This is a genomic window from Herbaspirillum sp. NPDC101396 (assembly GCF_044767365.1).
Lineage (GTDB): Bacteria > Pseudomonadota > Gammaproteobacteria > Burkholderiales > Burkholderiaceae_D > Herbaspirillum.
Genome location: NZ_JBIWNT010000003.1, coordinates 366,483 through 383,628 on the forward strand (window position 1 = coordinate 366,483; position 17,146 = coordinate 383,628).

General features: G+C 58.8%; 21 protein-coding genes. 19 read left to right on the forward strand and 2 right to left on the reverse strand.

All coding sequences use genetic code 11. The annotated features are described in order from the left end of the window. Positions 1-56 precede the first annotated feature (56 nt). A complete protein-coding gene (locus ACIROY_RS11335) occupies positions 57-1,784 on the forward strand; it encodes a GGDEF domain-containing protein (protein ID WP_402341618.1) in 1,728 nt (575 codons plus the stop codon). Positions 1,785-1,799: 15 nt separating this feature from the next. Here ACIROY_RS11335 and ACIROY_RS11340 read toward each other — a convergent pair whose 3' ends face one another. After that, the gene (locus ACIROY_RS11340; RefSeq protein WP_402273126.1) at positions 1,800-2,225 is read right to left on the reverse strand and encodes a MarR family winged helix-turn-helix transcriptional regulator; all 426 of its coding nucleotides are present in this window, start codon (positions 2,223-2,225) and stop codon (positions 1,800-1,802) included. Positions 2,226-2,357: 132 nt separating this feature from the next. Between ACIROY_RS11340 and ACIROY_RS11345 the strand changes: the two genes are divergently transcribed. From ACIROY_RS11345 to ACIROY_RS11360, 4 genes are all read left to right on the forward strand, one after another. After that, positions 2,358-3,557, forward strand: coding sequence for an HPP family protein (locus tag ACIROY_RS11345; RefSeq protein ID WP_402273124.1), 1,200 nt, complete (start codon positions 2,358-2,360; stop codon positions 3,555-3,557). 71 nt (positions 3,558-3,628) lie between these two features. After that, positions 3,629-3,760: a hypothetical protein gene (locus ACIROY_RS11350; protein WP_402273122.1), complete on the forward strand. Its 132-nt coding sequence runs from the start codon at positions 3,629-3,631 to the stop codon at positions 3,758-3,760. Positions 3,761-3,996: 236 nt separating this feature from the next. Then, positions 3,997-4,188, forward strand: coding sequence for a DUF1289 domain-containing protein (locus tag ACIROY_RS11355; RefSeq protein WP_116433547.1), 192 nt, complete (start codon positions 3,997-3,999; stop codon positions 4,186-4,188). A 52-nt stretch (positions 4,189-4,240) separates the two neighbouring features. Continuing rightward, positions 4,241-4,894, forward strand: coding sequence for an isochorismatase family protein (locus tag ACIROY_RS11360; RefSeq protein WP_402341620.1), 654 nt, complete (start codon positions 4,241-4,243; stop codon positions 4,892-4,894). Here ACIROY_RS11360 and ACIROY_RS11365 read toward each other — a convergent pair. After that, positions 4,887-5,522 carry a Maf-like protein gene (locus tag ACIROY_RS11365; RefSeq protein WP_402341622.1) on the reverse strand — a complete coding sequence of 212 codons (636 nt, stop codon included), beginning with the start codon at positions 5,520-5,522 and terminating at the stop codon, positions 4,887-4,889. The genes ACIROY_RS11360 and ACIROY_RS11365 overlap by 8 nt on opposite strands. 104 nt (positions 5,523-5,626) lie before the next feature. On the opposite strand from ACIROY_RS11365, the gene ACIROY_RS11370 reads away from it, so the two are divergent. The 14 genes from ACIROY_RS11370 to ACIROY_RS11435 all read left to right on the forward strand — a co-directional run bounded on the left by ACIROY_RS11370 (position 5,627) and on the right by ACIROY_RS11435 (position 17,014). Beyond that, positions 5,627-6,127 carry a YceD family protein gene (locus ACIROY_RS11370; RefSeq protein ID WP_402273113.1) on the forward strand — a complete coding sequence of 167 codons (501 nt, stop codon included), beginning with the start codon at positions 5,627-5,629 and terminating at the stop codon, positions 6,125-6,127. A gap of 106 nt (positions 6,128-6,233) precedes the next feature. After that, positions 6,234-6,416 (forward strand): 50S ribosomal protein L32, encoded by a 183-nt coding sequence (gene rpmF, locus ACIROY_RS11375; protein ID WP_006463510.1) that lies wholly within the window; start codon positions 6,234-6,236, stop codon positions 6,414-6,416. A gap of 146 nt (positions 6,417-6,562) precedes the next feature. Beyond that, entirely contained in the window at positions 6,563-7,657 is a 1,095-nt protein-coding gene (gene plsX / locus ACIROY_RS11380) for a phosphate acyltransferase PlsX (RefSeq protein ID WP_402273111.1), read from the forward strand. After that, positions 7,654-8,640, forward strand: coding sequence for a beta-ketoacyl-ACP synthase III (locus ACIROY_RS11385; protein WP_402273109.1), 987 nt, complete (start codon positions 7,654-7,656; stop codon positions 8,638-8,640). Before plsX ends, ACIROY_RS11385 begins: the two co-directional genes overlap by 4 nt. A gap of 48 nt (positions 8,641-8,688) precedes the next feature. After that, entirely contained in the window at positions 8,689-9,621 is a 933-nt protein-coding gene (fabD, locus tag ACIROY_RS11390) for an ACP S-malonyltransferase (protein ID WP_402273106.1), read from the forward strand. Further along, complete coding sequence (gene fabG, locus ACIROY_RS11395; RefSeq protein ID WP_402273104.1) at positions 9,618-10,382, forward strand: 3-oxoacyl-ACP reductase FabG; 765 nt, start codon at positions 9,618-9,620, stop codon at positions 10,380-10,382. The genes fabD and fabG overlap by 4 nt, the downstream gene beginning before the upstream one ends. A gap of 123 nt (positions 10,383-10,505) precedes the next feature. Next, positions 10,506-10,745, forward strand: a complete 240-nt coding sequence (gene acpP, locus ACIROY_RS11400; protein ID WP_007881445.1) for an acyl carrier protein — start codon at positions 10,506-10,508, stop codon at positions 10,743-10,745. A gap of 30 nt (positions 10,746-10,775) precedes the next feature. Beyond that, positions 10,776-12,017: a beta-ketoacyl-ACP synthase II gene (gene fabF / locus ACIROY_RS11405; RefSeq protein WP_402273102.1), complete on the forward strand. Its 1,242-nt coding sequence runs from the start codon at positions 10,776-10,778 to the stop codon at positions 12,015-12,017. A 61-nt stretch (positions 12,018-12,078) separates the two neighbouring features. Further along, positions 12,079-12,561, forward strand: coding sequence for a protein YgfX (locus ACIROY_RS11410; protein ID WP_402273100.1), 483 nt, complete (start codon positions 12,079-12,081; stop codon positions 12,559-12,561). Between the two features lie 61 nt (positions 12,562-12,622). After that, a complete protein-coding gene (rpoE, locus tag ACIROY_RS11415; protein WP_402273098.1) occupies positions 12,623-13,279 on the forward strand; it encodes an RNA polymerase sigma factor RpoE in 657 nt (218 codons plus the stop codon). Positions 13,280-13,428: 149 nt separating this feature from the next. Then, complete coding sequence (locus ACIROY_RS11420; RefSeq protein ID WP_402273096.1) at positions 13,429-14,112, forward strand: sigma-E factor negative regulatory protein; 684 nt, start codon at positions 13,429-13,431, stop codon at positions 14,110-14,112. A gap of 1 nt (position 14,113) precedes the next feature. Beyond that, positions 14,114-15,139, forward strand: coding sequence for a MucB/RseB C-terminal domain-containing protein (locus ACIROY_RS11425; protein WP_402273835.1), 1,026 nt, complete (start codon positions 14,114-14,116; stop codon positions 15,137-15,139). Positions 15,140-15,156: 17 nt separating this feature from the next. Then, on the forward strand, positions 15,157-16,650 hold the full coding sequence (locus tag ACIROY_RS11430) for a DegQ family serine endoprotease (protein ID WP_402273832.1): 1,494 nt from the start codon (positions 15,157-15,159) through the stop codon (positions 16,648-16,650). Between the two features lie 109 nt (positions 16,651-16,759). After that, entirely contained in the window at positions 16,760-17,014 is a 255-nt protein-coding gene (locus ACIROY_RS11435; protein WP_402273095.1) for a glutaredoxin family protein, read from the forward strand. Positions 17,015-17,146: the final 132 nt, after the last annotated feature.

The following is a 17,146-nucleotide window of genomic DNA, read 5'->3' on the forward strand; positions in this document are numbered from 1 at the left end:
TTTTGATAATAATTAATGTGCCCGGCTGAATTGCGACGGGCATCCGGGGTGTATCGATGTCGCTGAACCGCCTGTTCTGGCTTGTCTCCGTCGCGCTGATGCTGCTGTTTTCCGTGCTGGCCGCGCGCATCGTGCTGATCGAGTGGGATGCCTACCGCCGCGGCGCGCGCAGTGTCGAGGCCGTGCGCGTGGTGCAGTTGACCTTGCTGGCGATGGAAAAAGTCTCGATCGAGCGCGGGCCGTCGAATGCTCTCATGGGCGGCGACAGCAATGCCTTGCCCGCATTGCGCAAGCGGTTGGATGCAGCGCGGCGCGATAGCGATGAAGCGCTGTTTCGCGTGCTCGAGAGCTTGCGCCAGGAGGCTGATGTCCGCTATGCACCGGCAATCCGCAAGATAGAAACGGTACGCCAGGCGCTCGGCCCGGCGCGTGACCGGGTCGACCAGCAGGTCGGGCTGGTCAAGTGGCAGCGTTCGTCGCGCGATATCAGCGAAGCGGTCGACGGCATGGTCGCTCTGATTCCCATGATGGTGTCTTCGGTGGCGGATTTGTCGAGCATCGCCATCCAGGCCGATCCCGAGGTGCTGGACGGCCTGACCGGCATGCGCGTGGCTGCCAGCCTGCGCGAATACGCCGGCCAGGTCGGTTCCAAATTCACCGCGCCGGTCATCATGCAGCGTCCGCTGACCAAAAGCGAAGTGATCGAAATCGGCAAGCTCTACGGCCGCATCGAGCAGTTGCGCACCTTGCTCGATATCCAGATGCGTGCCTACAAGGACAACGCGGCGTTCCGTGCGGCGCTGTCGGACCTCGACACGCAATATTTCGGGCAGGGTTTTCCGTTCCTCGACGGTTTGCTGCAGACCGGCCTGTTGTCCGGTTCGTACGAGGTCAACACGGCCGAATTGGCGGCGCGTTACGTGCCGCCGATGGGATCGATCCTGCGGCTGCGCGACGTGATTCTGGCGGATCTGATCCGCGAGGCCGAAATCCGTCATCGCCAGGCGTTCAATCTGCTGGTAGGTGCGATCACGATGACGCTGTTTGCTTTCCTGTTCTTTTTCGTGTTGCTCTACCTCGTGCGCCAGCGCGTGTTGCAGCCGGTGCTGAAGGCGACGCAACTGGTGGTCGGCCTGGCTGAGGGAAACCACGATGCGCCGATCCCGCAGGCGCACCATAAGGACGAGATTGGCGACATGCTGCGTGCGCTGCACGTGCTCAAGGCGCGCAGCCTGGAGCGTATCAGCCTGGCCGGTGAGCGCGAAACACTGATCGAGCAGTTGCAACTGTCGTCCAATACCGATTTCCTGACCGGCGTGCTGAATCGCCGCGCCTTCTTCGCGCACAGCGAGCAGCAGCTGGCGATTGCGCAGCGCTACGGGCGCAATCTGGCGCTGATCCTGCTCGACATCGATCACTTCAAGCGCTTCAACGATAATTACGGTCACCTCGCCGGCGACAACATCCTGCGCAATGCCGTGCAGAAGATATCGCAACTATTGCGCAAGATGGATGTGTTTGCCCGCTATGGCGGAGAGGAATTCATTATCTTGTTACCTGAGGCGGATCTGGAGCAGGGCGTGGCAGTGGCTGAAAAATTGCGCGTGATGCTGGCGGGCCAGGCATTTACGCTCGACGATGGTCGCGAGCTCGGCATTACCGCCAGCTTCGGCGTCAGCGCGCTGGGCGCAGGAGAAAGTCTCGATCAGTTGATCCGGCAGGCAGACGAGGCGCTCTACGCCGCCAAGCACAAAGGCCGCAACTGCGTCGAGCGGGCCGGCTGATTCTTTGGGAGATCTTCAGTCGCGGTCGTTGAACGCCGAGATGTGCGAGACCTGAAACACGCTCGACAGCGAATGCAATTCGTTGCGATGCAGTTGCGCCAGGCGATGCAGGTATTGTTCGCCGGTCTCCGTCAGGCGCACCTGGACCAGGCGCTTGTCTTTGTCGTCCTGGGTGCGCGTCACCAATCCCGCTTTTTCACAGCGCGTCACCAGCGCCACCACCCCATGGTGCTGCGACTGCAGGCGTTCGGCGAGTTCGCTGATGCTGGCCCAGTCGCGCCCCGGAAATCCCTTGATATGCAGCATCAGCAGGTATTGCAGCGGCGTCAGCCCCTCGCTTTGCGCGGCGTCTTCGCTGAAGCGGATGAAGCGGCGCAACTGATAGCGAAATTCCGAAAGCGCTTCGAAGTCGTCTTTTTGCAGGCGTGAGGGTGTTTTCATTGGTGAAGGTCGGATGCTGCAAATAAGCGGATAAATAAGCCGGTAAGCGGAGAAAGGTAAACCGGCAAACAGCAAGATATATCATCTTGTGATGTAATTGCGGTTTGACGTTATTCCGAAATGGGTTGGGGCATGCGCGATTCTATCCTGCAATGGCTGAGAAGTTTCATTCCGCAAAAAACGGCAGTGGATCGCTTCGAGCGCATGCGCGCCAGCGTCGGGGCACTGTTCGGGATCCTGCTGACGGGTTTGCTGAGCTACCTGATCCTGCCGCACAACGCCGCGACCATCTGGCTGATCGCGCCGATGGGAGCCTCGGCCGTGTTGCTGTTTGCGGTGCCGTCCAGCCCGCTGGCGCAGCCGTGGTCGATCATCGGCGGCAATCTCGTGGCGGCGCTGGTGGGAGTCACTTGCGGCAAGCTGATCGGCGAGCCGGCGCTGGCGGCGGCGCTGGCGATTGCGCTGGCGATCGCCTGCATGTTCGCACTGCGCTGCATCCATCCACCCAGCGGTGCGGTGGCGCTGACAGCAGTGCTGGGCGGGCCGGCGGTGCATGCGATGGGCTACGGTTTCGTATTGTCGCCGGTGCTGCTCAATTCTTTTTTACTGTTGGCGATGGCGCTGTTTTTCAACAATGCCACGCGCCGCCGTTATCCGCACGCGCAGCAGAGCGAGCATCGCAACAATGTGCACCAGACCCACGACGTCGCGCCGAGTGCGCGGCTGGGTTTTACGCATGACGATCTGGATGCGGTGCTGCGCCGTTACAACCAGGTGCTCGACATCAGCCGCGACGACCTTGAGGAAATCCTCCAGCAAACCGAGATGGAGGCCTACCGGCGCCGTTTTGGTGAGACCGTGTGCGCCGACATCATGTCCGGCGATGTGGTGGCGGTGGAGTTCTCCACCGAGCTGGCCGAGGCCTGGCGGCAGATGCGGGCGCATCGTCTGCAGGCGTTGCCGGTGGTGGATCGTGCGCGCCGCGTGATCGGCATCGTGACCAAGACGGATTTCCTGCTGCATGCCGGCACCGATGAGTATGAAAAGCTCGGCGACAAGTTGCGTTTCTTGCTGCGCCGCACGCCGCATACGCACTCCATCAAGCCGGAAGTGGTAGGGCAGATCATGGGCAAGCAGGTGAAGACGGCCTCGATGCACCTTCCGATTGTGCAACTGGTGCCGCTGATGGCGGACGAGGGCGTGCATCAGATTCCGGTGATTGACGACGAGCGCCGATTGGTGGGCATGGTGACGCAATCGGACATGGTGGCGGCGTTGTACGTGAACAATTTGTCGCGTGCGCGCGGTGGCTTGCGTGCAGTGGCTTCGTAGGCCGACGAACCATTCGGGCGGACGGCGTCTAAATATCGGGAGTCCACGCAAGACCGAAACAGGAGATCGCCATGCGCCATGCCGTTCTGATTGCCGTCGTTGCCTTTGCCGTGCTGAGTACGGCGTGTGAGCGCAAGGACAAGCCGCCCAAGCCCACGGTGTCAATGGCGCCCGTGGCGCCCGCGGTGTCGGTGCAGACCTGAAGGATGAGTTATTGGTTTTGTGAATATCTGCTATTGGAACAATAAAGCAGACGAGGGGAGGCCGGATCGCTATAGTTACACCTGTCTCCTCCAATTCTCCTCCTTAAGAAGATTGGATTCAGCCCGCAACCTCTGGTTCGCGGGCTTTTTTTTGTCCTGAGATTTTGTGCCGGGAATGGTTTCGCGCTTCTTGGTAAGATGTCGGCAAGCCCCATGCAGTCCTTGTAAAGATATCCATGTCCCAGACTCCCCCTGAACGCCCCGATACCCCTTGTGTTGCCGTTTGTTCCACCACTTTTGACGATGTTTGCCGCGGTTGCGGTCGCACCGTGTCGGAAGTGGCGCATTGGGTGTTCATGACCGAGCAGGAAAAGGACGCGGTCTGGATACGCATTACCGCCGAGGGATATCCGCGTCGCAAGTCCTAGGCGAACTCTGCATCTGCATGCGCCATGCATCACAACCAACGGAGTAGACACCATGATCCAGAAACGAATCGCCTGTACCGCTGCTTCAGTCTTGCTGCTGGCCGCCTTGACCGCCTGCGGCTCGATGCCGGCCGCGACCACCGCCAATAGCATTCCGGACATTCCCGCGCCGGCACAAGTGAGCTTGCCGGCTGCGAGCACCGCCTTGCTGGTGCTCGACATCAACACCGCCGTCTGCCAGCCGAACCCGGCCTGCATGAGCACGGTGCCGGCTGTTGCCGCGTTGATCGCCAAGGCGCGTGCGGCGAATGTGCCGGTGCTGTACTCGACGACCGTCAGCCCTTCCGGACCCCCGCTGACCCTGGCTCAAGTGGCGCCACAGGCCGGTGAGCCGGTGGTGTCGACGCGCGCCAATAAATTCACGGGCACCAATCTGGAAGAATTGTTGAAGCAAAAGAAAGCGGAGACGCTGGTGATCGTCGGTAGTGCCGCCAACGGCGCCGTGATGTACACCTCGTTCCATGCCAACACGCGCGGTTTCACGGTGGTGGTGGCGGAAGACGGCATCTCGAGCCCGACCCCGATCAATACCGTGCTGGCGCGCTACCAGTTGCTGAACCAGCCGGGCTTCATCAATGCGGCCAACACGCCGTTGGCCGACAAGAAGGTCACGCTGAGCCGCGGCGACCTGATTACGTTCAAATAACGCCGGAGTCGGCGGCGGTAGCGCCAAAAAACGGCATGCCTGCCTTGCGCAGCATGCCGGTCAGCGCGATCATCGGCAATCCGGTCAGGGCGGTAGGATCGGTGCTGTCGATCCTTTCCAGGATGGCGATCCCAAGTCCCTCGTTCTTGGCGCTGCCGGCGCAATCGTAAGGCTGTTCGATGCTCAGGTAGGCGTCCAGCTCGGCATCCGGCAGATCGCGGAAAGTGACGAAGGTCTGGATATTCTCGATCTGAATGACTGGGGCTTCGGGGCGACGGTGATCCGACAGGCACAGCGCCGTATGGAAAATCACGCGGCGGCCGCGCATCTTGATGAGTTGCTGCAAGGCATTGGCGTGGTTGCCGGGTTTGCCGATCTGTTCGCCGTCCAGCGTAGCGACCTGGTCCGAGCTGATGATCAGCGCGTCAGGATGGTGTTGCGCAATCGCGTCGCCTTTCTGACGGGCCAGGCGCAGGGCGGTGCTCTCCGGGCTTTCGCCTGCTGCGGGGGTTTCGTCGATGTCGGGCGCAATGACCTCAAAAGGCAATTGCAAACGAGACAACAGCTCGCGCCGGTAGATCGAGCTGGAGGCCAGGATGAGGCGGGGCAGGGGGAGGGTTTTGGGCATTATGCGACAGCAAGGTGGCGGCGTTGGCGAAAAATACGCTAACACTTTGACGAATAAGGGAAAACGCTGTTATTATCGCAGGTTTTCCGGATTCAGCTTTCGCCATGAGTGCTTTTGTGATCGACGCATTTCAATTTAGTCGGCTCAAAGAGCAGGCCGAAGGCGAACTCGCGGTGGCCGATATGGCGCGCCTGGCGAGCGAAACGGTCGATCGTGCCGGCGTCATTGAATGGGCGCTGAGCGGCGGTGCCGACAAGCTCGGTCACCCGCAATTGAAGCTTTCCGTCTCCGGCCAGGTCAACCTGGTGTGCCAGCGATGCCTGACTGCGATGTCTTTCGAGCTGTCGTCCGAGTCGGTGCTGGTATTGGCCAAGGATGAAGAATCAGCCGACGCCATCGAAGAAGTGCTCGACGACGAATCAATTGACGTGATTGTCGGCGAGGCCGAGTTCAACGTCAGTTATCTGGTTGAGGATGAGGCTTTGCTTGCCTTGCCGGTAGCGCCCAAGCACGATGTCTGTCCTGCGCAAGCGATGGCGGAGTCGGGGGCGGCAGCGACTGAGAAGGTATCGCCGTTTTCGGTATTGAAGAATTTGAAGCAGTAAAAGAAGGTGGCGGGATGTTTCTGCCGGATGTAAGGATTCTCGGTTGGGCAGTGAGTTTGCTGGCCGGATATGTTAAAATTTTAGAACTTAAGATTCAGGAGTTATCATGGCTGTTCAGCAAAACAAAAAGACCCCATCGAAGCGCGGTATGCATCGTGCACACGATTTCCTGACAGCGCCACCGCTGGCAGTCGAGCCGACAACTGGTGAAACGCACCTGCGTCACCACATCAGCCCGAACGGTTTCTACCGTGGTCGCAAGGTCCTGAAGACCAAGAACGACGAGTAATCGGAAATTGCTGTTAAGGCAAAATGCGGCGCAATGAATTTTTCAATTGGCGCCGCTTTTTATATGCTGCTTCAGCTTAGCGCGTCATTTTGAATCGCGCCAAATCTGCCCCATAATGCGGGTTGGCAAGGCTCTGAATCAAAACAATGACCATCAAAATTTCCATTGACTGCATGGGCGGCGATCACGGCCCTTCAGTCACTATCCCAGCCGCCATTTCGTTTTTGCAGCGCGAGCCTGACGCCGAGTTGATATTGGTCGGCCAGGAAGAAGCGCTGCGCGCCGCTTTGCGCAAGCACAAGCAAGGCGATATTTCACGCATACACGTTCAGCACGCCGCCGAAGTCGTCACCATGGACGACTCGATCGAGGTCGCCCTGCGCCGCAAGAAGGATTCGTCCATGCGCGTCGCGGTCAACCTGGTCAAGGAAGGGCAGGCCAGCGCGGCTGTTTCCGCCGGCAATACCGGTGCGCTGATGGCGGTCTCGCGTTACGTACTGAAAACTATCCCGGGCGTTGATCGTCCGGCGATCTGCACGATTCTTCCCAATCAGAAGGACGGTCCGACCTACATGCTCGACCTCGGCGCCAACGTCGATTGCGAGCCGCAGCATTTGCATCAGTTCGCGCTGATGGGTTCTGCGCTGGTGTCGGCCATGGAAGGCAAGCCGCGCCCTACGGTCGGTCTGCTCAACGTCGGCGAAGAAGAAATCAAGGGCAATGAAGTGGTCAAGCAGACTGCCGAGTTGCTCCATGCGGATCACGAAAAAGGTCTGATCAATTTCTACGGCAACGTCGAAGGCAATGACATTTTCGAAGGCACCACCGACATCGTGGTGTGCGACGGCTTTGTCGGCAACGTCACGCTGAAGGCCTCCGAAGGCCTGGGGCGTTTCGTCAAGATCGTGCTCACTACGGAATTCAAAAAAGGCTTCTTCAATAAGCTCGGCGCCCTGATTGCTTACGGCGCCATCAAGGCGCTGTCGCGTCGTCTCAATCCATCCCGCTACAATGGCGCCAGCCTGCTCGGCTTGCGCGGCCTGGTGTTCAAGAGCCATGGCGGCGCCGATGCGTATGCTTTTGAATGGGCAATTCAACGTGCCTACGATGCAGCCAAATATGACGTGCTGTCGCGCATCACGACCACTATCGCCGAGCTGATTCCACAGGCGGAAGGTGCAGTCGAGCGCGTTAATGCAATCACACCATCAACCGATCTAACAGAACAGAAAACGGTATGACTCTTTATAGCAAAATTGTCGGCACCGGCAGTTACCTGCCACCCAAGCGCGTGACCAACGACGAGTTGGCGCAGGAGCTTGCAAAGAAGGGCATCGAGACTTCCGACGAATGGATTTTTTCGCGTAGCGGCATTTCCGCGCGCCACTACGCCGAAGCCGACGTGCTCTCGAGCGACCTCGCCGTGGCGGCCTCGCAGCGCGCGCTGGAAGCAGCCGGTTTGCAAGCCAATGACATCGACCTGATTATCCTGGCGACATCGACGCCGGACCATCTAGGCGGTTTTCCAAGCACGGCTTGTGTCGTGCAGCGCAAGCTGGGCATCAATAACGGCGGCGCTGCGATGGACGTGCAGGCGGTATGCAGCGGCTTCGTATACGCGATGTCGGTGGCGGACAGCTTCATCAAGACCGGCATGCACAAGAACGTGCTGGTGATCGGCGCGGAAGTGTTTTCGCGCATCCTGAATTTTGAAGACCGCACCACCTGCGTGCTGTTCGGCGACGGCGCCGGCGCGATCGTCATGACGGCGTCAAAAGAGCCTGGTATTCTCGCGGCGAAATTGCATGCCGATGGCAGCCACGGCCACATCCTGTGCGTGCCGGGCAACGTCAATGACGGCGCAGTCGCCGGCAATGCCTATCTGTACATGGACGGCCCTGCAGTGTTCAAGCTGGCGGTCTCGGTGCTGGATAAGGTGGCGCGTGAAGTGCTGGAGATCGCCAAGGTGGATGCGAAAGAAATCGACTGGCTGATTCCGCATCAGGCCAATATTCGCATCATGCAGGGCACGGCCAAGAAACTCGGCCTGCCGCTGGAAAAAATGGTGGTGACCGTCGACGAGCACGGCAACACATCGGCCGCCTCGATTCCGCTTGCGTTGGACCAGGCGGTGCGCGACGGTCGCGTCAAGCCGGGCCAGAACGTCATGATGGAAGGCGTCGGCGGCGGTTTCACCTGGGGCGCCGTGCTGGCGCGCATGTAAGCCGGCTGCAGCCGGCTTTGAACTGATTTTTCAACGACAAAATAGAGCATGACAACATTTGCTTTTGTTTTTCCGGGCCAAGGTTCCCAGGCCATCGGAATGCTGAATGGATTTGCCGACAATGAAGTGGTCAAAGCGACCGTTGCGGAAGCTTCCGACGCGCTGCAATTCGATCTCGGCAAGCTGATCGCCGAAGGTCCGAAAGAGGATCTCGACCTGACCACCAATACCCAGCCAGTCATGCTGACTGCGGCGGTGGCGTTCTACCGCGCCTGGCTCGCTGCCGGCGGCAAGGCCCCGGCGCTGGTCGCCGGCCACAGCCTGGGCGAATATTCCGCTCTCGTGGCGGCCGGTGTGATCGCGTTCAAGGACGCCGTGCCGCTGGTGCGTTTCCGTGCGCAAGCCATGCAGGAAGCCGTGCCGGTCGGGCAGGGCGGCATGGCGGCGATCCTCGGCCTGTCGGACGATGACGTGCGCGCCGCCTGCGCCGAAGCTGCGCAGGGCGACGTGGTCGAAGCCGTCAATTACAATTCACCGGCGCAAGTAGTGATCGCCGGCAGCAAGGCCGCAGTTGAGCGCGCCTGCGAAATCGCCAAGACCAAGGGCGCCAAGCGCGCGCTGGTGTTGCCGGTTTCGGCGCCGTTCCATTCGTCGCTGCTCAAGCCGGCCTCGGATCGTCTGCAGGAATACCTCGCCGGTGTGCCGTTCTCGGCGCCGCAGATTCCGCTGATCAACAATGTCGACGTCGCCATCGTCAACGATCCTGCCGGCATCAAGGATGCGCTGGTGCGTCAGGCGGCCAGCGCCGTGCGTTGGGTCGAGACCGTGCAAAAGATGTCGACGGAAGGCATCACCCACGTGGTCGAATGCGGTCCCGGCAAGGTATTGGCCGGTTTGACCAAGCGTATCAACGGAGATCTGGTCGGCGAGGCAATCGTTGATCAGGTGTCCCTGGACAAAGTACTGGAGCTGCTCAAGTGAGTGAACAAAATTCCCAAAATTTGCAAAATCAAATCGCGCTGGTGACCGGCGCTTCCCGCGGCATCGGACGCGCCATTGCGCTGGAGCTGGTGCGCCAGGGCGCGAAAGTCGTCGGCACGGCAACCTCGGCCGCCGGCGCTGCGGCCATCAGCGAATACCTCGAGCAGGCGCAGCCTGGTTGCGGCAAGGGCGTGGTCCTCAACGTCAATGACGCCGCTGCCTGCATCGCCGTCATTGACGACGTGCAAAAAGAATTCGGCGGTCTCTCGATCCTGGTCAACAATGCCGGCATCACGCAAGACCAACTGGCCATGCGCATGAAAGACGAAGAGTGGGATAATGTCATTGCGACCAACCTGACCGCGGTCGGACGTCTGTCGCGTGCAGTCTTGCGCGGCATGATGAAGGCGCGCAACGGCCGTATCATCAACATCACGTCGGTGGTCGGTTCGGCGGGCAACTCGGGACAAATGAACTACGCTGCGGCGAAGGCCGGGGTGGCAGGCATGAGCCGTGCGCTGGCGCGTGAAATCGGCAGCCGCAACATTACCGTCAACTGCATCGCGCCGGGTTTCATCGATACCGACATGACCAAGGTGCTGGGCGAGCAGCAGACCGCCGCCTTGCTGCAGCAGATTCCACTGGGTCGCCTGGGTGCCCCGGAGGACATCGCAGCGGCGGTGGCATTCCTGGCATCGCCGCAAGCGGCCTACATTACCGGCACGACCTTGCATGTCAATGGCGGCATGTACATGAATTAAGCGTCTTTGGACGCAGATCGCAGCAACTTACTTATTCTTGTCGAGAATACTTAAAAGTAAATTTTTAGCGTGCAAACCTGATAAAATGCGCGCACTTTTGTAACCTATCCACTGGAGGCATTTATGTCCGATATCGAACAACGCGTTAAAAAGATCGTCGCTGAACAACTGGGCGTCGCAGAAGCAGACATCAAGACAGAATCGTCGTTCGTGGACGATCTGGGCGCTGACTCGCTCGACACAGTCGAACTGGTCATGGCGCTGGAAGATGAGTTCGAAATGGAAATCCCTGACGAACAAGCTGAAAAGATTACAACCGTGCAACAGGCGATCGATTACGCCAAGGCACACGTCAAGGCCTAAGCTGGTTTTGAACGACTCTAGGAGAATTGCTTGAGCCGCTCACGTGAACGTCGTGTAGTCATTACCGGTCTCGGTTGCATTTCACCCGTTGGCAATTCGATTGCCGACGCGTGGGGCGCAGTCAAGGAAGGTAAGTCGGGCATTGCCACCATCACCAAGTTTGACGCCACTCCTTTTTCTACGCATTTTGCGGGAGAAGTGAAGGGCTTCAACATCGAAGATTACATCCCCGCCAAAGAAGCGCGCCACATGGATACGTTTATCCATTTCGGCATGGCGGCGGGCATGCAGGCCTTTCAGGACAGCGGCCTGGTAGTCACCGATGAAAACGCCGAGCGTATCGGCGTCATCATCGGTTCCGGTATCGGTGGCTTGCCGCTGATCGAGCAGACCCATGAAGAGCTGACCAATCGCGGCCCGCGCCGCATCAGCCCGTTCTTCATCCCGGCTTCGATCATCAATATGATTTCCGGCAACTTGTCCATCAAGTACGGTCTGAAGGGCCCTAATCTGGCCATCGTGACAGCTTGCACGACAGGTTTGCATTGCATCGGCTCCGCCAGCCGCATGATTCAGTACGGCGATGCCGACGTGATGATTGCCGGCGGCGCCGAGTCCAGCGTTTCGCCGCTGGGTATCGGCGGCTTCGCTTCGGCGCGCGCGCTGTCTACCCGCAACGACGATCCGGCGACTGCGTCCCGTCCATGGGACAAGGATCGCGACGGTTTCGTGCTGGGTGAAGGCGCAGGCGTCATGGTGCTGGAAGAGTACGAGCATGCCAAGGCGCGCGGCGCCAAGATCTATGCAGAAGTGCTGGGTTTTGGCATGAGCGGCGACGCTTACCACATGACTGCTCCGAGCCTGGACGGCCCGCGCCGTTGCGTGGTGTCGGCCTTGCGCGATGCCGGCGTAAATGCTGACGAAGTCCAGTATCTGAACGCACACGGTACATCCACGCCTCTGGGCGACAAGAATGAAACCGATGCAATCAAGGCTGCCTTCGGCGAGCATGCTTACAAGATGGTCGTCAATTCCACCAAGTCCATGACCGGCCATCTTTTGGGCGGTGCGGGCGGGCTGGAATCGGTGTTCACCGTGCTGGCATTGCACAATCAGATCTCTCCTCCGACGATCAACATCTTCAATCAGGATCCGGAGTGCGATCTTGACTACTGCGCCAACCAGGCGCGCGACATGAAGATCGATATCGCCGTCAAGAATTCGTTCGGATTCGGCGGCACCAACGGCACTTTGGTGTTCGGCAAGGTATAAGAACCTGGCCCGGCTTTCGAAAGAAAGCCGGGTTTTGCTTTTCCACTCCCCCTCCATTCCTATGTCGATAGCAGTCTCTGCGGATATCAAACCTTCCCGTCTGCTTTTGATCATGATGGCGGCTGCGGCTGTCGCTGTTGCCCTCATCGGCGTTATTTTTGCTTTCGCCCTGGTCGGGCAATTGTCTTTCGTGTTCAGGATGTCGCTTGCCGGGGCATGTATCGTCGCGGCAATCCTTGTGTTCTGGCTGGTGCTGAAGAACCGCAAGACGGTTTGGTTGCATATTTCCGGCACCGGGCAGATCCGGCTGGTCGAGCATCACGCGGTGGTGCGCGTCAAACCAGGTTCGCAAGTCATGAGCGGGGGACTGGCGCAGTTGCTGGCCGGATCAACCGTCTGGCCGAACCTGCTGTTGTTGCGGTTAAGGCTGGAAAATGGCCGGGTCCGGACTATTCCGGTATTGCCCGACTCTGTTCCCCAAGAAACTTTTCGGGCGCTGCAAGTGGCTTGTCGATGGGTTGCAAGTCATAATAACGACGCCTGATGGCATGCCCTCTACAAAAAAATCGAAAAGATAGTACGCTTACTGAATTTATTGCTTCGAAATGGATCAATGGTTCGGTTTGCGCAGAAATGATAAAAAAACAAGGAAACTGGATTTGACGACGGAACGCGAAATTGATCAACTGCTTGTCGAGCGTGTACAGCGTGGCGATAAGAAGGCGTTCGAGCTATTAGTTGCCAAATATCAACGGAAACTGATGCGGCTCGTATCGCGCCTGGTGCGCGATCAGGCGGAAGCGGAAGATGTCGTGCAGGAAGCTTTCATCAAGGCTTACCGCGCGCTGCCGCAATTCCGTGGCGATTCGGCGTTCTATACCTGGTTGTACCGGATCGGTATCAACACGGCCAAGAACTACCTTGTGACCATGGGCAGAAGGGCGCCGACGTCAACTGAAGCAGATGCAGAAGAGGCTGAAACTTTTGACGACGGAGAGCACCTAAGAGACATCAATACTCCCGAGTCGATGCTGGCGACCAAGCAGATTGCCCAAACGGTCAACGTTGCGATGGAAGCCTTGCCCGAAGAATTGCGGACCGCGATTACCCTGCGCGAAATAGAGGGTTTGAGCTACGACGAGATCGCCGACGCCATGGGTTGCCCCATCGGTACGGTGCGCAGCCGGATTTTCCGGGCGCGCGAGGCGATCGCGGAAAAGCTGCGGCCGCTGCTTGGAACGGCGCTGGACAAGCGCTGGTAGGCTGTTTTTAAGCTGCATTTGTAAGCTGTATTTGTAAGCTGTACTTGAAGCACGGGAGTTATGCGTTATATGACGTCGTAGACGTCAGTAAAAGACATAAAAATAAGAGCGGGTGATGGAACTGAAATTTTGTGGCCGGGTGACTACTTATGGATACCAAAGAAATTAGCAGAGAAAAAATTTCGGCATTGGCCGACGGCGAGCTGGTTGACGCACATGTCAGCATGGCTCTCGCCGTTTTACGCCAGCCGGAAGAGCAGGTGACGTGGGATCTGTACCATCAGATCGGCGATGTCATGCGTTCGGAGGAAATGGCGTTTTCGCTCAGCGACGGCTTTGCCGCCAAAATGAGTGCGCGCCTTGACGCCGAACCGACGATCATCGCCCCACAGTTGATGACCACCACTGCCGAACAGATCATCGTTCCGGTGGCGGTGAATGACGCGACGGCTTCGAATGTCGTGTCGCTGGTGCCGGCGCGCAAGCGTTTCGTGCGCCGTTTCGTGATGCCGGGCGCTGCTGCAGCGGCAGCGATTGTCGCGGTTGTCCTGGTGACGGGACAGCAGCAGTCGACGACATTGGCCAGCGCTCCGGCGCCGGTTGTGTCGACGGCAGCGACGGCCACTGTGCCGTCGGCGATCACGACTGTGGCTGCAACGTCGTCCGTACCGCAAGGTGTGGCGTCGATTAACAGTCTGGCGCAACAGGGTGAAGTCGCACGCGATGCGCGTATCGACGACTATCTGCTGGCGCATCAGCGCTTCTCGCCTTCGATGTACAGTTCGGCCCAATACGCCCGTTCGGCGGCTTTCGCAATTGACTCAGATAAATAATATGCGGCAGACACAAGGTTTGCTCCGGGTCGTTCTTTTTATTTCGGCATTTGTAGCATTCTCCGCCCAGGCGGAGAATGCATTGCCGACAAAAGTAAACAACAATCAGGATGCGCAGGTCTTACTAAAAAAAATACAATCCGCAGCGCAGCGGCTCAACTATTCAGGTACGTTCGTCTACCAGCAGTCCAATCAGATGCGCACTTCGCGCATCACCCACATTTTGTCCGGCAAAAACGAAATCGAGAAATTGGAAGTCCTCGATGGCAAGCCGCGTGAATATATCCGCAACAATGACGATGTGGCCTGTTACGTTCCCGAGGCGAAAACCGTCCTGATCGAAAAGCGGGTCACGCGCGACGTCTTCCCCGCCATCCTTGCAGCCAATCCCACCGACCTGGTGGATTACTACAGCGTCAAAATGGGTGAGACCGGCCGCGTCGCCGGTCACGATTGCCAGGCAGTGATCCTGGAGCCCAAGGATAAATTGCGTTACGGCTACAAGCTATGGGCCGACAAGGCGACCGGCTTGCTGTTGCGTGCGCAGACTTTTGACGCCAAGAACGATGTGGTGGAGCAGATTTCCTTTACCCAGATCGAAATCGGCAATATCGACCACAACCGCGTCAAGCCGAGCATCACCAACACCAATGGCTGGCACATCGAAAATTCGGTCATGAGCCAGGTCAACCTGTCGGGCTGGTCGGTCACGCCGCCGCCGGGGTTCAAGAAGATCCAGGAAGTCAAACGCCTCATTTCCGATACGCAAAATACCGGCGCGTCCGCAACGCAGCATGGCGTGACGACACAGCGCGAAGTGTCGCAGATCGTGTTTTCAGACGGGTTGGCGGCGATTTCCGTATTTATCGAGCCGGGTTCGCAGAGCCGTACCGAAGGCTCCATGCAGCAGGGCGCAATGAATATCGTGGGCCGCCGTCAAGGCGATTACTGGCTCACCGTGGTCGGTGAAGTGCCGGGTCCGGCGATTCGGCAAGTGTCGAATTCCATAGAATTCAAATCCAAATAATACGAAAAATACCAATGATGATTCCCGCCAAGAAAATCTTGTTGTCGTCGCTGCTAAGCGCTTCCGCTCTCGCCTTGGCGCCGGCGCTGACTGGTTTGAGTGCCGCAGTCGCAGCGCCTGCCGTCGCCGGCCTGCCTGACTTCGCGGATATCGTCGATCGCACCGGTCCGGGCGTGGTCAACATCCGGACTACCGAACGCGTCAAGACCGGCCAGCCGCAAGCCGGTGCCGACGACGAAGAGATGCAGGAATTTTTCCGTCGCTTCTTCGGCGTGCCGATGCCGCGCCAGCAGCAACCCAATACGCCAAACACACCGCGTCCCAATCCTAACCGCAAGGGCGGCAGCGCTCAGCAGGAAGAAGTGCCGCGCGGCGTCGGTTCCGGTTTCATCATTTCGGCAGACGGTTACATCATGACCAACGCCCACGTGGTTGAAGGCGCCAGCGACGTCTACGTAACCCTGACCGACAAGCGCGAGTTCAAGGCCAAGATCATCGGTTCCGACACACGCACCGATGTGGCGTTGCTCAAGATTGACGGCAACAGCCTGCCGCGCCTGGTGATCGGCGACTCGGACAAGATCCGCGCCGGTGAATGGGTGCTGGCGATCGGCTCGCCGTTCGGCCTGGAAAACACCGTGACCGCCGGCATCATTTCCGCCAAGGCGCGCGACACCGGCGATTACCTGCCGCTGATTCAGACTGACGTCGCGGTCAATCCCGGTAATTCGGGTGGCCCGCTGATCAACCTGAAGGGCGAAGTGATCGGCATCAATTCACAGATTTACAGTCGTTCCGGCGGCTTCATGGGCATCTCTTTTGCAGTGCCCATCGATGAAGCGCTGCGCGTGTCCGATCAGCTGAAGGCTTCCGGTCGCGTGACGCGCGGTCGTATCGGTGTCCAAATCGGTGAAGTGACCAAGGATGTGGCCGAATCGCTGGGTCTGGCCAAGGCGCAAGGTGCCCTGGTGCAGCGTATTGAGCCAGGTGGCCCGGCAGAAAAGGGCGGCCTGGAAGCCGGCGACATCATCCTGAAATTCAATGGCACCGCCATTGAGAGGCCGAGCGATCTGCCCCGCATGGTCGGCGGCACCAAGCCGGGTTCGCGTGCGACGGTCAACATCTGGCGCAAGGGCAGTGCCCGTGATATCGCCGTGACCGTGGTGGAGATCGAAGCCGACAAGCCGGCCAAGGCGGAAGAGAAGAAGCCGAAGCAGGAAGTCACGCCGAATTCCCTGGGCCTGGTGGTCAGCGATCTGACTGATGCGCAGAAAAAAGAACTCAAGGTCGACAGCGGCGTGCTGGTGGAATCTGCAGTCGGCGTGGCGGCAGCAGCCGGGTTGCGAGCCGGTGACGTGGTCCAGCGCCTGAACGACGTCGATATCAAGGACGCCAAGCAATTCAACGGCCTGGTGGCCAAGCTGGATCCGAAGAAGCGCGCGGCAGTGCTGGTGCGTCGCGGCGACTCGTCACAGTTCGTGCCTCTGCGTCCAAGCGCCAGCGGCAACTGAGAATGCCGGGCGCAAGCCCGCGCCCGCGTCATTCTTTCAGCATGAAGGCTGCATACCCACGGGTTGCAGCCTTTGTTTTGTGATCTTCGCGACTGAACCGGAACGTCCGATGTCCTCTGCCCATTTCATCCTGTATTCCCGTTCCTACTGCCATTTGTGCGAGGACATGCTGCTCGCGCTGGAAAAATTCCGCCCGGTGCATGAATTCACCGTGGAGATCATCGACGTTGACGCCGACGAAGCGCTGGTGCAGCGCTACGACGAGCTTGTACCGGTGCTCGTGGGACAACGGCAAGGACAGCCTCCAGTGCAGCTGTGCCATTATTTTCTGGATGTCGCGGGCGTTGAAAAATTCTTGCTTTAAAGTAATTGATTCGATATTTCACCGGCTTGGCAATCGCAAGGCCACAGAATCGCTCCGGACCGCAAGCCGTCAATGGCTTATTCGGGTTTTACCCTCTGAAATCCGGTAGAATGACGGGTTGAACAAAAGCTG

Excerpts from the sequence above, each read along its gene's own strand:
- ACIROY_RS11335 (WP_402341618.1), top strand. The coding sequence starts at position 57 with ATGTCGCTGAACCGCCTGTTCTGGCTTGTCTCCGTCGCGCTGATGCTG.
- ACIROY_RS11340 (WP_402273126.1), bottom strand. The coding sequence starts at position 2,225 with ATGAAAACACCCTCACGCCTGCAAAAAGACGACTTCGAAGCGCTTTCG.
- ACIROY_RS11345 (WP_402273124.1), top strand. The coding sequence starts at position 2,358 with ATGCGCGATTCTATCCTGCAATGGCTGAGAAGTTTCATTCCGCAAAAA.
- ACIROY_RS11350 (WP_402273122.1), top strand. The coding sequence starts at position 3,629 with ATGCGCCATGCCGTTCTGATTGCCGTCGTTGCCTTTGCCGTGCTGAGT.
- ACIROY_RS11355 (WP_116433547.1), top strand. The coding sequence starts at position 3,997 with ATGTCCCAGACTCCCCCTGAACGCCCCGATACCCCTTGTGTTGCCGTT.
- ACIROY_RS11360 (WP_402341620.1), top strand. The coding sequence starts at position 4,241 with ATGATCCAGAAACGAATCGCCTGTACCGCTGCTTCAGTCTTGCTGCTG.
- ACIROY_RS11365 (WP_402341622.1), bottom strand. The coding sequence starts at position 5,522 with ATGCCCAAAACCCTCCCCCTGCCCCGCCTCATCCTGGCCTCCAGCTCG.
- ACIROY_RS11370 (WP_402273113.1), top strand. The coding sequence starts at position 5,627 with ATGAGTGCTTTTGTGATCGACGCATTTCAATTTAGTCGGCTCAAAGAG.
- rpmF (WP_006463510.1), top strand. The coding sequence starts at position 6,234 with ATGGCTGTTCAGCAAAACAAAAAGACCCCATCGAAGCGCGGTATGCAT.
- plsX (WP_402273111.1), top strand. The coding sequence starts at position 6,563 with ATGACCATCAAAATTTCCATTGACTGCATGGGCGGCGATCACGGCCCT.
- ACIROY_RS11385 (WP_402273109.1), top strand. The coding sequence starts at position 7,654 with ATGACTCTTTATAGCAAAATTGTCGGCACCGGCAGTTACCTGCCACCC.
- fabD (WP_402273106.1), top strand. The coding sequence starts at position 8,689 with ATGACAACATTTGCTTTTGTTTTTCCGGGCCAAGGTTCCCAGGCCATC.
- acpP (WP_007881445.1), top strand. The coding sequence starts at position 10,506 with ATGTCCGATATCGAACAACGCGTTAAAAAGATCGTCGCTGAACAACTG.
- ACIROY_RS11410 (WP_402273100.1), top strand. The coding sequence starts at position 12,079 with ATGTCGATAGCAGTCTCTGCGGATATCAAACCTTCCCGTCTGCTTTTG.
- rpoE (WP_402273098.1), top strand. The coding sequence starts at position 12,623 with ATGGATCAATGGTTCGGTTTGCGCAGAAATGATAAAAAAACAAGGAAA.
- ACIROY_RS11420 (WP_402273096.1), top strand. The coding sequence starts at position 13,429 with ATGGATACCAAAGAAATTAGCAGAGAAAAAATTTCGGCATTGGCCGAC.
- ACIROY_RS11425 (WP_402273835.1), top strand. The coding sequence starts at position 14,114 with ATGCGGCAGACACAAGGTTTGCTCCGGGTCGTTCTTTTTATTTCGGCA.
- ACIROY_RS11430 (WP_402273832.1), top strand. The coding sequence starts at position 15,157 with ATGATTCCCGCCAAGAAAATCTTGTTGTCGTCGCTGCTAAGCGCTTCC.
- ACIROY_RS11435 (WP_402273095.1), top strand. The coding sequence starts at position 16,760 with ATGTCCTCTGCCCATTTCATCCTGTATTCCCGTTCCTACTGCCATTTG.